The following is a 13,874-nucleotide window of genomic DNA, read 5'->3' on the forward strand; positions in this document are numbered from 1 at the left end:
CTCGGCCGCGGAGAGCGGATCTGGGACGGTCAGGAGGGTCTGGAGGAGCGCTTCGCGATCGAGACGACGGCGTCACCGAGCGGCGTCGTGCACCAGGTCCTCACCCGCCGCTGATCAGCCCGCGGCAGTCGTGCCGCTGAGGGACACCTGTCCTCCGGCGCCGCAGGGCGATCGTCCCAGAGCGGCGCAAGTGCACGCAGGCCGGTCGCGGACGGCTCAGGGGGTGATCACGGCGAAGATGTTGCCCGACGGGTCCGTGAACCAGGCGATGTCGGGCCCGCGGCCCCGCATCGCGCCGTCCTCGTCCTGCGGCATCCCGGGATAGCGCTCGGGCTCCAGTCCCGCCGCCGCGAGCTCGCGGATGGCCTGCCCGACGTCCGCGACGACGAGGTTCAAGACCGTGAACGACGCGGGCTCGTGGTTCGGCTTCGCGTACAGGATCACCTGCCCGCCACCCGGCAGGTTCAGCCGCGCGATGGTGCCGTCCTCGACGTCCAGGCCGACGACGTCGCGCCAGAAGGCGACCGCCTCCGGGACGTCTCTGACCGAGATGCCGCTGAACGCCCGCGCGATGGTCACCATGTGCAGACCGTACCGAGAAGGGGTCGGAGTGGGAGGCTGAGGACATGACGATCACCGCTGCCGACACCGCCTCCGACCTCGCTGAGGGAGTACCCCTCGTCCCGCACTGGATCGGTGGCCGCTCGGTCGCCGGCTCCTCCGGCCGAACGGGGGACGTCTACGATCCCGCGCTCGGGATCGTGACGAAGCGGGTGGCCTTCGCGGACCAGGCCGACATCGACGCGGCCGTGGACGCCGCGAAGGCCGCGTACCCCGCCTGGCGCGACCTGTCGCTCGCGCGACGGCAGCAGATCATGTTCCGTTTCCGTGAGCTGCTGGAGGCGAAGAAGGACGAGCTGGCCGAGCTGATCACGAGCGAGCACGGCAAGGTGATCTCCGACGCGCTGGGTGAGATCAGCCGCGGCCAGGAGGTCGTGGAGTTCGCGACGAGCCTCGCGCACCACCTGAAGGGTGAGTTCTCCGAGCAGGTCTCGACCGGTGTGGACGTCTACTCGATCCGGCAGCCGCTCGGCGTCGTGGGGATCATCAGCCCGTTCAACTTCCCGGCGATGGTGCCGATGTGGTTCTTCCCGATCGCGATCGCGGCCGGCAACACCGTGATCGTGAAGCCCTCCGAGAAGGATCCCTCCGCGGCGGTCTGGATTGGCGAGGTCTTCAAGGAGGCCGGTCTCCCCGACGGTGTCTTCACCGTGCTGCACGGCGACAAGGTCGCGGTCGACGGGCTGCTGACCCACCCGGACGTGCGGTCGATCTCGTTCGTCGGCTCGACACCGATCGCGCAGTACATCTACGAGACCGCGGCTCGAAACGGCAAGCGGGTGCAGGCCCTCGGCGGCGCGAAGAACCACATGCTCGTGCTGCCCGACGCGGACCTCGACCTGGTCGCCGACTCCGCCGTGAACGCCGGGTTCGGGTCGGCCGGGGAGCGGTGCATGGCGATCTCGGTCGTCGTCGCGGTCGAGCCGGTCGCGGACGCGCTGATCGCGAAGGTGAAGGAGCGGATGGCGGGCCTCAAGATCGGCGACGGGCGCCGCTCCTGCGACATGGGCCCGCTCGTGACGAAGCAGCACCGCGACAAGGTCGCCTCCTACATCGACGTCGCGATCGCGGACGGCGCCGACGTCGTGGTGGACGGCCGCGGCGTGGAGGTCGACGGCGACCCGAACGGGTTCTGGCTCGGCCCGACCCTGATCGACCGGGTCCCGACCTCCTCCCGCGTCTACACGGAGGAGATCTTCGGCCCGGTGCTCTCGGTCGTCCGCGTCGCCTCCTACGAGGAGGGCGTCGCGCTGATCAACACCGGCGCGTTCGGCAACGGCACGGCGATCTTCACCAACGACGGCGGCGCCGCACGACGGTTCCAGCACGAGGTCGAGGTCGGCATGATCGGCATCAACGTGCCCATCCCGGTGCCGGTCGCGACGTTCTCGTTCGGCGGGTGGCGGCAGTCGCTGTTCGGCGACACGAAGGCGCACGGCGTCGAGGGCGTGAAGTTCTACACGCAGCTCAAGGCCGTCACGAGCCGCTGGCTGGATCCGTCCCACGGCGGCGTCGACCTCGGCTTCCCCCAGAACTGAGTCCGTCAGCAGGACTCAGGAGCATCAGCAGGACTGGAACGCCGCTTCTGTCCTGCTGATGTCGCTGAGTCCTGCCGTCGTGCTCCGCTGACCGGCGCGCCCGGACCGGCAGACTGGGTCCGTGGGCGAGACCGATCTCTTCGCAGTGGCCGTGCTGTTCGTCGCGATCGCGCTGATCATCGGGATCGGCTTCAACGCGCTCGGCGACCGCATCCGCGTGCCCGCTCCGGCGCTGTTCCTGGTCGTCGCGGCCATGGCGTCGAACGTCTTCCCGGACCTCGGCGGGATCCCGCTGGTGATCGACCAGCGCATCGTCACGGTCGCCCTGATCCTCATCCTCTTCGACGGCGGCATGCACATCGGGTGGTCGCGGTTCCGGAGCGCGGCGGGACCGATCGGGTTGGTGGGGGCGGCCGGCACCGCGCTCACGGCCGCGGCGATCGCGCTCGCGGCCCGGTTCCTGCTGGGCTTCGACTGGCAGGCCGCCCTGCTGCTCGGCGCGGCGCTGTCGCCGACCGACCCGGCCGTCGTCTTCTCGGTGCTCGGGCGCAAGGAGGTGGAGGGGCGCAGCGGCACGCTCCTCGAGGGGGAGTCGGGCTTCAACGACCCGGTCGGGATCGCCCTGCTCGGCGTGCTCCTCGCGACGGGTGCCAGCGCCGGAGCGGGCGCCGTGGCGAGCGGGATCGGCGAGTTCGTGCTCGAGATGGTCGTCGGCATCGCGGTCGGCACCGCGGGCGGGCTGCTGCTCGGCTGGTTCCAGCGGCACGTGCGGCTGCCGAACGAGGCGCTCTACCCCCTCCGGACCATCGCCTTCGCCGCGATCGTCTACGGCGCCGCGACCCTGCTGCACGGCTCCGGCTTCCTCGCCGTGTTCCTCGCGGGCATCCTGGTCGGCGACAACCGCGCGCCGTACCAGACGGAGGTCCGCCGGTTCAGCAGCGGACTCTCGAGCCTCGCCGAGATCATCGCGTTCACCGTCCTGGGACTCTCCGTCGACCTGACCGACGTCATCCGCGCGGACGTGCTGATCCCGGGCGTCGTCCTGGCCGCCCTCCTGATCCTCGTGATCCGGCCGCTGCTCGTCGGCCCGCTCCTGCTGCCCCTGCAGCTCACCGGAGGCGAGCGCGGCTTCGTGCTGTTCGCGGGGCTGAAGGGGGCGGTGCCGATCCTGCTCGGAATCCTGATCCGCGACGCGGAGGTACCCGGAGCGACGCGGCTCGCCGCGATCATCTTCGTCGTCGTCAACATCTCGGTGCTCGTGCAGGGCGGCCTCGTGCCGCAGGTCGCGGCGTGGTTCCGGGTACCCATGCGGGACGTGGAGCAGCAGCCGTTCGTCGCCGGCCTCCGCTTCAACGAGGAGCCGCAGGATCTCCGGCGCTACGTCGTCCGCACGGCATCGCCCGCGGACGGCGCGACGCTCGCCGATCTGTCCCTCGGCGAGCGCGGCTGGGTGAGCCTCGTCCGGCGGGACGGGGTGTCGGTCCCGCTGCGGGGCGGGACGAGGCTGGAGGTGGGCGACGAGGTGCTCGCGTTCGCGGAGCCGGACCTCGACGTGGGCGACCTGTTCCGCCCCCGGACCTGAGCCGCGTGCCTCCGCCTCAGGTGAGTCGGAGGTGGAGGGTCTGCAGCTTCGGCTCCCGCACCGGCGTCAGCCGGATCTCGCAGCGGATCGCACCGGTCGCGCCCACCACCGTCCAGGCGAGGTGGGCGGGGGAGTCGCTCCGCGCGGCGGAGCCGGTCAGCGGCAGGACGGGCGCATCGGCCGCCAGCCCGATCCGGTCACGGAGGCGCTCGGCGTGCGCGCGGCGGAGCGCGAACGACTCGTCGAGCACCAGGTTGTCGGCGGCGACGCCGGCGAGCGCGGCGTCGTCCCAGGTCCGCAGCAGGTCCTCCACGACGTGGCGGGCCGCGGCGGTCTCCGGCCACAGCGTCGGTTCCGCCTCCGGATCGGCCGCGCTGTCGAGCAGCAGGTGCAGCGCCAGGGTCGCGGGCCGCGTCGCGCCGCTGTAGCGCCCGTTCTCGAGCACGATCACGCCGAGGCCGCTCTCCGGGTGCCACCGCATGTTCGCGCCGTAGCCCGGGTAGCCGCCCGAGTGGCTGACGATGCGGCCGTGCCGAGGGTCCTCCTCCACCACGAGCCCGAGGCCGTAGTGCGTCCGCGCCGAGCCGGGCACCGGTGTCCTCGGCTCCTGCATCGCGCGCCGCAGCGCGACGCCGAGCACGTCGTCCGAGGCGCCGTCGCGCCAGGCGGCGGCCAGCCAGCCGGCCCAGGTCGCGAGGGCCGTCGGGGTCGCGATCAGGCCGCCGAGCGCCGAGAACGCGCCCGGCTCGGCCCAGGGCTGCCGGATCCAGCGGCCCTCGACCTTCGCGAAGCCCTCCGCGATCGGGGCGTCGATCCGCCGGTCGTAGCCGAGCCCGGTCAGCCCGAGCGGTTCGAGGATGCGCTCGCGGACCAGTTGCGGGTACGGCTTCCCGCCGACCCGCTCGAGCACGCGGCCGAGGATCGCGTAGGCAAAGCTCGAGTACTCGTAGGTCGTGCCGGGCTCGTAGGAGAGGCGGATCCCGTCGCCGACGAGGCGGTCGAAGTCCGGCGTGCTCAGCGACTCCTGCCGGTCGGCCCACGGGTCGTCGATCGGGATGCCGCCCGACATCGAGGCGAGCTCGCCCAGGGTCGGGGCTCGGGAGGCGCCCAGCACGGTCGCGTCGAGCACCTCCGTCAGCGGCGTGTCGAGCGACAGCGAGCCCTCCGCGACGAAGCTCAGCAGGGTCGCCGCGGTGACGCTCTTCGTGCAGGAGGCGACCCGGAACGCCGTGCCCGCCTCGGGCACCGGCGCGACCGACTCGTCGCCGCTCACGCCGGCCGCCAGCACCCCCTCCGGCCCGAACACCGCCCACGAGCAGGCCGGCGTGCGCCCATCGCGGACGCGGGCGGCAGCGATCTCGTCGAGGGCGGGCGCTGCGAGCGGGGCGCGATCGGCTCGGTAGGGCACCGGAGGATCCTTCCATCCGCATCCGGCGCGAAGATGTCGGAGTGGCGGAGGACGGTGTGGTGGAGGGCGGTGCGGCCGACGTGACGGCGGTGGACGCGGCGGCGGAGGGGGCTCGGCGCGAGCTGCGCGCGGAGCAGCTGAAGGAGCGCGTCTACATCACGTTCACCGCGCTCAGCGTCATGCTCGCACTGCGCGCGGAGGTCGACCACCTGACGGTCGGGAACGCGGTGGTCACGCTCACGGTCGCGGTGGTCGGCACGCTGCTCGCGGTGTTCGTCGCGGACGTCGTCGCGCACATCACGGTCCATCAGGTGCTGCCGACGCGTACCGAGTTCATCCACATGGTCGTCGTGGTGCTCGGGGCGGCGGAGACGCTCGTGCTGCCGCTGCTCATCCTCGGTCTGGCAGCGGTCGGTCTGCTCCCCCTCGGGGCGGCGCTCACCGCCGCGACGGTCGTGCTCGTCGTGACCCTGGTCGCCGTCGGCTACCTCGCGGTCCGGCGGCTGAAGCTGCCGCTGATCCAGCGGCTGCTGGTCCTGCTGGCCGAGTTCGTGCTCGGACTCGTCGTCGTCGGGTTCGAGCTGCTCGCGCACTGAGGGTCAGAACGCGGCCCGGCGCACGATCGCGAAGCCCGAGACGGCCCCGGAGGTGGGCTGCAGGCGCACGCGGACCGTCGCCGGGCGCTGCTCCGCGGTGATGCCGAGCGACGACGTCGTCGCAGGACCCGTGCAGTCGGCCTCCCCGGAGAGGCCGAGGGCGACGTCGTCCCCTCCTCCTTCCACGAGGCTCCAGCGCATCGTGCTGCCATCGGCACCGGCGCACGCCACCTCGACGGTGAGCGCGCCGCTGCCGGGCGTCCTCCCCGCCGGGTCGGCGACGGTACCGGCGGCGAAGGTCGACCGGGTGATCTCGGCCGCATCCCGCGTCGGGATCGTCAGCGGGGTGACGGTCGGCGTCGCGGACCGGGGCACCCGGCGGGTCGCCTCCGGTGCGCCGGTCGCGCAGCCGGCCACCAGCACGACCACCGCGGCGAGGGTCGCGGGGAGCGCGAGCGGGCGAGCGTGCACACCCGCATTCTCCGTCCTGCTCCGCGGACGGATATCGTGGCGGGCCGTGCCCGTCGTCGTCCGTCCGCTCGAGTCCTTCGATCTGCCCGGCGTGCTGGCGATGAACAACGACGCGGTGCCGGCCGTGCCGCCGACGGACCGGGAGCGGCTCGCCGAGATCGTCGCGACCGCGAGCCTCGCCGTGGTCGCCGAGCGGGAGCCGGGCCACCCGATCGGCTTCCTGCTCGCCATGGACCCCGGCGTCGACTACGACAGCGAGAACTACCGCTGGTTCGCGGGCCGCGGCGACTCCTTCGTCTACGTCGACCGGATCGTCGTCGCCGACGGCGCCCAGGGCGGCGGCATCGGCCGGGCGCTGTACGAGGCGGCCTTCGAGCGAGCTCGGGAGTTCGGCCGCGCGGAGGTGACATGCGAGGTGAACGTGCGCCCGCCGAACCCGGCGTCGCTGGCGTTCCACGCCCGCCTCGGCTTCGAGCGGCTCGCCGAGCAGGAGACGAAGGGCGGCGCCTACCGCGTCGCGCTCCTGGCCGCCCGACTCTCCGTTTTGTAGGAACCTCCGTCCTACAAAACGGAGGACCAGGAATGCGTGGCCCGGTCCGACGCTTGGAGATCACGATGACTGCAGACGACACGATCACCCGTGCCGGCGTCGGCTTCCGGTCCGACCGCGGGCCCATCCTCATCGCGCTGATGGTCGTGACGGGCCTGATCGCGATCGATTCGACGATCCTCGCGACGGCGGTCGCGTCCGTCGTGGACGACCTCGGCGGCTTCTCGAGCTTCCCGTGGTTGTTCTCCGTCTACCTGCTCGCGCAGGCGGTGTCGGTGCCGATCTACGCGAAGCTCGCGGACACGATCGGCCGGCGGCCCGTGCTGCTGTTCGGCGTCGGGCTGTTCTTCGCCGGTTCGGTGCTGAGCGGCTTCGCGCCCACGATGGGCGCACTGATCCTGTTCCGTGCGGTGCAGGGGCTCGGTGCCGGAGCGCTGCTGCCCGTCTCCATCACGATCGCCGGCGACATCTACTCGACCGCCGAGCGCGCGAAGGCGCAGGGCTACATCGCCAGCGTGTGGGCGATCTCCTCCGTCGTGGGGCCCACCCTGGGCGGCGTCTTCTCCGAGTTCGTGTCCTGGCGCTGGATCTTCTTCGTCAACGTGCCGCTCTGCGTGCTCGCGGTGGTGCTGCTCCTCCGGAACTACCACGAGACCGCGGTGGTCCGCACGAAGCACCGCATCGACTTCGCCGGCGGGGTCACGCTGACCGTCGGCCTGACCGCGCTGCTGCTCGCCCTGCTCGAGGGCGGGGAGGCGTGGGCCTGGCTCTCCTGGCAGAGCATCACGGTCTTCGCGGGCGCCGTCGTGTTCCTCACCGCGGCCGTCGTCGTCGAGCTGCGGGCGGAGGAGCCGATCCTGCCGATCCTGCTGTTCCGGCGCCGCCTGGTGCTGACGACGACGCTGGTCAGCGCCGGTGTCGGCGCCGTGCTGATCGGGCTCACCTCCTACGTGCCGAACTTCCTCCAGCGCACGGCGGGGGCGAGCCCGCTCGTCGCCGGGCTCGCGGTCGCGGCGCTGACGCTCGGCTGGCCGATCGCGGCGTCGAACGCCGGCCGGCTCTACCTGCGCTTCGGCTTCCGCCCCACCGTCCTGATCGGCACGACCGTCGCGGCGCTGTCGGCGCTGCTGCTGCTCGGGGTGACCGGCGCGGACTCGATCCTGCTGACCGCGGCGGCCTGCCTCCTGATCGGCGTCGGTCTCGGGCTCTCGGCGACGCCGGCGCTGATCGCGGCGCAGTCGAGCGTCGGCTATGCGGAGCGCGCCGTCGTCACCGGCGCCAACCTGTTCTCGCGCTCCATCGGGTCCGCGGTCGGCGTCGCCGTGTTCGGCGCGATCGCGAACGCCGTGCTGAGCGGGCGCACCGATGCCGCCGCGACGACCTCCGCCAGCGGTGCGGTGTTCCTCGGCGTGGTCGTGGCCGGGGTGCTCACGGTCGGCGCGGCAGCCCTGATGCCGCCGGCGCGCGCGGATCTGTCCGCGACGCCGGCGACCGCGGAGCCCGCGTGACGGAGCGGCCCGAGCTCGAGCACCTCGTCGCCGTGATGGCCCGCCTCCGGCGACAGGGCGGCTGTCCGTGGGACGCCGAGCAGACCCACGCGTCGCTCGTCCGGTACCTGCTCGAGGAGACCGCCGAGCTGGTCGAGGCGATCGAGACGCGGGACGTCGCCGCGATGCGGGAGGAGCTCGGCGACGTGCTCTACCAGGTGCTGTTCCACGCCGATCTGGCCGCCGCGACACCCGGCGAGGGCTTCGACATCGAAGACGTCGCCCGCGACACCGCCGCGAAGATGATCGGTCGTCACCCGCACGTGTTCGGCGACGCGGAGGCCGCGACCGCGGACGCGGTGGTGGAGGTGTGGGAGGCGCAGAAGCGCCGCGAGAAGGCCGACCGCACGAGCGTGCTCGACGGCGTCCCGATGGCGATGCCCTCGCTGCTGCTCGCCGAGAAGCTCGTCGGCCGCGCCGAGCGCGCCGGCCTCGAGGTCCGGGCCGGCCGCGAGGTGCCCGACGACGAGGACGCGCTCGGCGACGCGCTGCTCGACACCGTCATCGCCGCGTCGGCGAAGGGCCTCGACGCGGAGCGGGCTCTCCGCAGCGCCCTCCGCCGCTTCACCGCCGCCATCCGCGAGGTCGAGGCCTCCTGATTCCGTTTTGAAGGAGTTTTCCGGCCTTCGGCGGAAAAACTCCTTCACAACGGAATCAGGCGATGCGGGTCCCGCGGGCCAGGCGCCTCGCCGGGGTGCGCACCGCTCGCACCGCGGCCAGCAGGGCGATCGCGGCGAGCACGAGGTGCACGAGCAGGCCGACCGTCCAGGTGGGCACGGTCTGCGCCAGCACCGACTGCGGCGACCGGTCGGTCGTCGTGTTCTTGCCCGGGTTGCACTCGCTGTAGTACTCGGAGCGCGCCATCGGGATCTGCAGGGTCCGCACCGACACCTTGATCGCCCCGAACGCGTCGACCGGGTTGCCCTGGGCGTCGAAGCGCCCGGGCACGGCGTCCGCGAGCACGACGTACGGGTTGGCCGCGAGGACGCCCCAGAGCTTGTCGTAGCTCGGCACGTCGTAGCGGCTGGTGGTCGGGGGGTCGCAGACCGGGTTCACGACCGTGCCGTCGTCGTTCACTGCGCCGTCCGCGTAGTACTCGTTCGTCGACGTCACCGTCACGGGGAACGCGAGGCCGCCGAGCCCGAACGCCAGCAGCGTGCCGAGGGAGAGCGCCGCGACCACGAGGTAGGTCGTGACGACGGAGAAGATCGGGCGCGCGATGACGGCGGAGAGGCCGACCCCGACCGCGGCGATCACGCCGAGCTCGAGCACGGTGACGCCCAGCGCGGTGAGCAGCACGCCGGGGTTCGCTCCGCCGAATGCGGCCGCGATCAGGAGGAACGGCACGGCGATCGCGAGGAACGCCAGCGATGCGGTCCAGGCGGCGAGGAACTTGCCGATCACCAGCTGCCAGCCCCGGATCAGCGTGACCTGCGTCGTCGCGAGGGTGCCGGCGTCGCGATCCCCGTTGATCGCGCCGCCGGACAGTGCGGGCGTGACCAGGGTGCCGAGCAGCAGCACGAAGAACACGACGGCCGAGACCGCCTGCGGGCCGCCGTCCCGGCCGAAGATCCCCGCGGTGGCGAGCAGGAGGAGGGTGACGGCGAGCAGCAGCACGGCGGCGATGCCGAGCAGCACGTACCAGGCGGTGCTGCGGACGCGCTGCCGCAGCTCGAGGTCGGCGATCGTGCCGACGGCGAGGACCGACGACCTCATGCCCGCGCCTCCCTGCTGAGCTCGAGGAAGGTGCGTTCCATCTCGCCGGAGGCAGGCCCGAACGCGACGACGCGGACGCCCGCAGTCACGAGGTGCGCGAGCAGGTCGGCCGCCGCCGACTCGTCGCGGACCGGCACCAGCGTGCCCAGGTGGTCCTCGGACAGATCCGACCGGCCGGCGAGTGCGGCGTCGAGTGCCGCCGGATCCGCTGCGCGGATGCGCCAGAGCCGCGGCGCGTCCCGGAGCGCCTCCAACCGGTCGGCCGAGACCGTCTCGCCGTGCTGCACGTAGACGGCGTCGTCGGCCATCTCCTCCAGCTCGGCGAGCACGTGGCTCGACACCAGCACGGTCCGGCCCTCGGCGGCGAGCGAGCGGACCAGGATCCGCAGGTCGACCCGCGCCTCCGGGTCCAGGCCGCTGGCGGGCTCGTCCAGCAGGAGCACCGCGGGGTCGTGCACGAGCGCCCGGGCGAGGCTCATCCGCTGCTTCTGACCGCGCGACAGCACGCGTGTCGGCTGATCGGCGAGCTCGTCCAGGTGCACGAGCTCGATCAGCTCCTGCGCCCGCTTCCTCGCGCGGGCCTTCTCGAACCCGTAGAGCCGCCCGGTCAGCTCGAGCGTCGCGCGGGTCGTCAACGACGCCCACGAGCCGAGCACATCGGGCATCCAGCCGGTGATCGCCCGCACCGCGGCGGGATCGTGGAGGGGGTCGACACCGCCGATCCGGATCGTGCCCGCGTCGGGCGCGAGCAGCGTCGCGAGCATCAGCAGCAGCGTCGTCTTGCCGGATCCGTTCGGCCCGATCAGGCCGGTGACGCGGCCGGGCGAGGCGGTGAAGGTCATGTCGCGTACGGCATGCGTCGACCCGAACGACCGCCGCACCCCCTGGGCGACGAGGTGCGCAGGTTGCATGGGAGGACCGTAGCGAGCACGCAGGTTCGCACGCCTCATCCTGCCGGGGGATTCGTGGGCCGATCCGCTCGGCCCTGCTGGGAGGATTGCCCGCGTGGCAGCACCTGTGAACCCGCCGCGCGGCATGCGTGATCTCCTCCCCGCCGAGAAGGCCAAGCGCGAGCATGCACTCTCCGTGATCCGGGCCGTCTACCGCAGCCACGGCTTCGACGAGATCGAGGCGCCCGCGCTGGAGGAGTACGACCGCCTGCACGCAGGCCTCGGCGGCGACAACGAGAAGCTGTCCTACAGCGTGCTGCGCCGCGGCGTCGGGCCCGAGCAGTGGCAGGAGGCGACGGACCCCTCGGCTCTCGCGGACCTCGGCCTCCGGTACGACCTCACCGTGCCGCTGGCCCGGTTCTACGCGTCGAACCAGGCCGTGCTGCCCGCGGTGTTCCGCGCGGTGCAGATCGGGCCGGTCTGGCGTGCCGAGCGGCCGCAGAAGGGTCGCTACCGCCAGTTCGTGCAGTGCGACATCGACATCCTGGGGGAGCCGGGTCCGATCGCCGAGCTGGAGCTGATCGCCGCGACCGCGGCGGCGCTCGACGCGCTGGGGCTCGAAGGCGCCGCCGTGCGCATCAACGACCGGCGGATCCTGAACCGGCTGCTGCTGACCTGGGGCGTTGCGGAGGAGGGCGGGCCGGCCGCGCTCATCACCATCGACAAGCTCGACAAGATCGGTGTCGACGGGGTCGTCGCCGAGCTCGGCGCGCACGGCGTCGACACGGCGGGACTCGACGAGGCGTTCGGCGAGCTCGCGACGGCCGGCTGGGACCTCGCGGTCGACCCGCCCGCCTGGCTCGACGTCGAGGCGTACACCGACCTGCTCGCGCTGAAGGATGCGCTGCCGGAGGTGGAGCTGGTCTTCGACCCGACCCTCGTCCGCGGCATGGGCTACTACACGGGCACGATCTTCGAGATCGCGCACCCCTCCTCCACCTCGTCGCTCGGCGGGGGAGGCCGGTACGACGGCATGATCGGCCGCTTCCTCGACCGGGAGGTGCCGGCGGTCGGGTTCTCGATCGGCTTTGAGCGCATCGTCGACCTGCTGCCGGACCGCACCTCCGGCACCGTCGCGACCGCGCTCCTCCACGACGCCGATGTGCCCGTCGCCGCGCTGCTCGCCGCGAAGCGGCAGGTGGGCCAGGAGGGCGGCCGTGTCCGCCTCGAGCGCGCCCGCAAGAACCGCCGAGCCCAGCTCGACGCGCTGGCCGCCGAGGGCTTCACGCGCTTCGCCCAGGTGACCGCGGAGGGCCTCGGCGAGCTCCGCCCCCTCGCATAGGTCGATTCCGTTTTGAAGGAGTTTCCGGGCCTTCGGCGCAGAAACTCCTTCAAAACGGAATCAGATCAGTGGAGCAGCCGAGCGGGCGCGCTGTGGCGCCAGGAGGCGTCGAGCAGCTCCGCGATCTCCACCCAGTCGGTGTCGGGGGCGTCGACGTCGATGCCGAGCCACCCCCTGGGTCCGAGGTAGGAGGGTACGAAGAACCGCGGGTCCTGCACGCGGGCGGGCCGCTCGTCGTCGTCGACGTGCACGACGACCGCGTGCGGATGCATCACCTTCTCGGGCCCTTTCGTCCCGCTGCCGTAGACCGCGAACGCCGGCCGGCTCACGATGTGGAACCAGGGGCGGCCGTGGCTCAGGCGCTCCTCGGTCTCCGGCAGCGCCAGGGCGACCGATCGGACCCGGGCGAGCACCGGGTCGCCCTCGTCGAACATGATCGGGTGCGCCACAGTGACAGCGTGGGCGTTCGCCTGTTGTTCGGCAAGCGTCCGCCGCCCGTCACTAGGCTTGCCAGCGGCCGCCAAGCCGCGTGGCTGCCGCTGAATGAGGGAGACCCATGGCCGCCATCGACACCATCGACGCCCGCGAGATCCTCGACTCCCGAGGCAACCCGACCGTCGAGGTCGAGGTCCTGCTGGAGGACGGCGTGGTCGCCCGCGCCGCCGTCCCCTCCGGTGCCTCCACCGGCGCCTTCGAGGCGTACGAGCTGCGGGACGGCGACAAGAAGCGCTACGGCGGCAAGGGAGTCGAGAAGGCCGTCGCGGCCGTCATCGACGAGCTCGGGCCGGCCGTCGAGGGCATCGATGCCGCCGATCAGCGCATCGTCGACGCCACGCTGATCGCGACCGACGGCTCCGCGAACAAGTCGAACCTCGGCGCGAACGCGATCCTCGGCGTCAGCCTCGCCGTCGCGAAGGCCGCCGCCGCCTCCGCCGAGCTGCCGCTCTTCCGCTACATCGGCGGCCCGAACGCGCACATCCTGCCGGTCCCGATGATGAACGTGATCAACGGCGGCTCGCACGCCGAGTCGAACGTCGACATCCAGGAGTTCATGATCCTGCCGGTGGGTGCGGAGTCCTTCCGCGAGGCGCTGCGCTGGGGCACGGAGACCTACCACGTGCTGAAGGGCCTGCTCTCGAGCAAGGGCCTCTCCACCGGTCTCGGCGACGAGGGCGGCTTCGCGCCGAACCTCCCGAGCAACCGCGACGCGCTCGACCTGCTGGTCGAGGCGATCGGGAAGGCCGGCTTCACGCCGGGCAAGGACATCGCGCTCGCGCTCGACGTCGCCTCCACCGAGTTCTTCGAGGGCGGCTCGTACACCTTCGAGGGGCAGCAGAAGTCCGCGGCCGAGATGTCCGCGTATTACGCCGACCTCGTCGCGAACTACCCGCTGGTGTCCATCGAGGACCCGCTGGCCGAGGACGACTGGGAGGGCTACGCCACCCTGACCGCCGAGATCGGCGCCCAGGTCCAGATCGTCGGCGACGACCTGTTCGTGACGAACCCGGAGCGCCTCGCGAAGGGCATCGCCGGCAGGGCCGCGAACTCGATCCTCGTGAAGGTGAACCAGATCGGCACGCTGACGGAGACGCTCGACGCGGTCGCCCTCGCGC

Annotated in this window: 14 protein-coding genes; 8 read left to right on the forward strand and 6 right to left on the reverse strand. The window is 72.3% G+C overall.

The features are described 5' to 3' along the window. Window positions 1–216: 216 nt before the first annotated feature. On the reverse strand, window positions 217–582 hold the full coding sequence (locus ACFE67_RS10010; protein ID WP_375406730.1) for a VOC family protein: 366 nt from the start codon (window positions 580–582) through the stop codon (window positions 217–219). Window positions 583–626: 44 nt separating this feature from the next. On the opposite strand from ACFE67_RS10010, the gene ACFE67_RS10015 reads away from it, so the two are divergent. Both ACFE67_RS10015 and ACFE67_RS10020 read left to right on the forward strand, forming a co-directional pair. Beyond that, a complete protein-coding gene (locus ACFE67_RS10015) occupies window positions 627–2,159 on the forward strand; it encodes a CoA-acylating methylmalonate-semialdehyde dehydrogenase (RefSeq protein WP_375406731.1) in 1,533 nt (510 codons plus the stop codon). Between the two features lie 121 nt (window positions 2,160–2,280). Then, window positions 2,281–3,741 (forward strand): cation:proton antiporter, encoded by a 1,461-nt coding sequence (locus ACFE67_RS10020; protein WP_375406732.1) that lies wholly within the window; start codon window positions 2,281–2,283, stop codon window positions 3,739–3,741. Window positions 3,742–3,757: 16 nt separating this feature from the next. On the opposite strand, the gene ACFE67_RS10025 is transcribed toward ACFE67_RS10020, so the two are convergent. Then, window positions 3,758–5,149, reverse strand: a complete 1,392-nt coding sequence (locus ACFE67_RS10025; protein WP_375406733.1) for a serine hydrolase domain-containing protein — start codon at window positions 5,147–5,149, stop codon at window positions 3,758–3,760. Between the two features lie 41 nt (window positions 5,150–5,190). On the opposite strand from ACFE67_RS10025, the gene ACFE67_RS10030 reads away from it, so the two are divergent. After that, complete coding sequence (locus ACFE67_RS10030) at window positions 5,191–5,745, forward strand: hypothetical protein (RefSeq protein WP_375406734.1); 555 nt, start codon at window positions 5,191–5,193, stop codon at window positions 5,743–5,745. Window positions 5,746–5,748: 3 nt separating this feature from the next. Here the strand turns inward: ACFE67_RS10030 and ACFE67_RS10035 are convergent, their stop codons facing one another. Beyond that, entirely contained in the window at window positions 5,749–6,216 is a 468-nt protein-coding gene (locus ACFE67_RS10035) for a hypothetical protein (protein WP_375406735.1), read from the reverse strand. A gap of 46 nt (window positions 6,217–6,262) precedes the next feature. Here ACFE67_RS10035 and ACFE67_RS10040 point away from each other — a divergent pair, with 46 nt between their 5' ends. The 3 genes from ACFE67_RS10040 (at window position 6,263) to ACFE67_RS10050 (ending at window position 8,912) form a co-directional block, all read left to right on the forward strand. Further along, window positions 6,263–6,766, forward strand: coding sequence for a GNAT family N-acetyltransferase (locus ACFE67_RS10040; RefSeq protein WP_375406736.1), 504 nt, complete (start codon window positions 6,263–6,265; stop codon window positions 6,764–6,766). 65 nt (window positions 6,767–6,831) lie between these two features. Continuing rightward, window positions 6,832–8,274 (forward strand): MFS transporter, encoded by a 1,443-nt coding sequence (locus ACFE67_RS10045; RefSeq protein WP_375406737.1) that lies wholly within the window; start codon window positions 6,832–6,834, stop codon window positions 8,272–8,274. Further along, a complete protein-coding gene (locus ACFE67_RS10050; protein ID WP_375406738.1) occupies window positions 8,271–8,912 on the forward strand; it encodes a MazG family protein in 642 nt (213 codons plus the stop codon). Before ACFE67_RS10045 ends, ACFE67_RS10050 begins: the two co-directional genes overlap by 4 nt. A gap of 55 nt (window positions 8,913–8,967) precedes the next feature. Here the strand turns inward: ACFE67_RS10050 and ACFE67_RS10055 are convergent, their stop codons facing one another. Further along, on the reverse strand, window positions 8,968–10,029 hold the full coding sequence (locus ACFE67_RS10055; RefSeq protein WP_375406739.1) for an ABC transporter permease: 1,062 nt from the start codon (window positions 10,027–10,029) through the stop codon (window positions 8,968–8,970). Further along, entirely contained in the window at window positions 10,026–10,940 is a 915-nt protein-coding gene (locus ACFE67_RS10060; protein ID WP_375406740.1) for an ABC transporter ATP-binding protein, read from the reverse strand. The genes ACFE67_RS10055 and ACFE67_RS10060 overlap by 4 nt, the downstream gene beginning before the upstream one ends. A gap of 94 nt (window positions 10,941–11,034) precedes the next feature. Here ACFE67_RS10060 and ACFE67_RS10065 point away from each other — a divergent pair, with 94 nt between their 5' ends. Then, window positions 11,035–12,261 (forward strand): histidine--tRNA ligase, encoded by a 1,227-nt coding sequence (locus ACFE67_RS10065; protein WP_375406741.1) that lies wholly within the window; start codon window positions 11,035–11,037, stop codon window positions 12,259–12,261. 65 nt (window positions 12,262–12,326) lie between these two features. On the opposite strand, the gene ACFE67_RS10070 is transcribed toward ACFE67_RS10065, so the two are convergent. After that, the gene (locus ACFE67_RS10070; protein ID WP_375406742.1) at window positions 12,327–12,710 is read right to left on the reverse strand and encodes an MmcQ/YjbR family DNA-binding protein; all 384 of its coding nucleotides are present in this window, start codon (window positions 12,708–12,710) and stop codon (window positions 12,327–12,329) included. Between the two features lie 107 nt (window positions 12,711–12,817). Between ACFE67_RS10070 and eno the strand changes: the two genes are divergently transcribed. After that, window positions 12,818–13,874: phosphopyruvate hydratase (eno, locus tag ACFE67_RS10075; protein ID WP_375406743.1), on the forward strand; the 1,057-nt coding region annotated here is incomplete at its 3' end.

It is taken from the genome of uncultured Amnibacterium sp. (genome assembly GCF_964244015.1).
Taxonomy (GTDB): Bacteria; Actinomycetota; Actinomycetes; order Actinomycetales; family Microbacteriaceae; genus Amnibacterium.

Coding starts and splice junctions, on each gene's coding strand:
- ACFE67_RS10055 (WP_375406739.1), bottom strand. CDS start 10,029: ATGAGGTCGTCGGTCCTCGCCGTCGGCACGATCGCCGACCTCGAGCTG.
- ACFE67_RS10060 (WP_375406740.1), bottom strand. CDS start 10,940: ATGCAACCTGCGCACCTCGTCGCCCAGGGGGTGCGGCGGTCGTTCGGG.
- ACFE67_RS10045 (WP_375406737.1), top strand. CDS start 6,832: ATGACTGCAGACGACACGATCACCCGTGCCGGCGTCGGCTTCCGGTCC.
- ACFE67_RS10010 (WP_375406730.1), bottom strand. CDS start 582: ATGGTGACCATCGCGCGGGCGTTCAGCGGCATCTCGGTCAGAGACGTC.
- ACFE67_RS10015 (WP_375406731.1), top strand. CDS start 627: ATGACGATCACCGCTGCCGACACCGCCTCCGACCTCGCTGAGGGAGTA.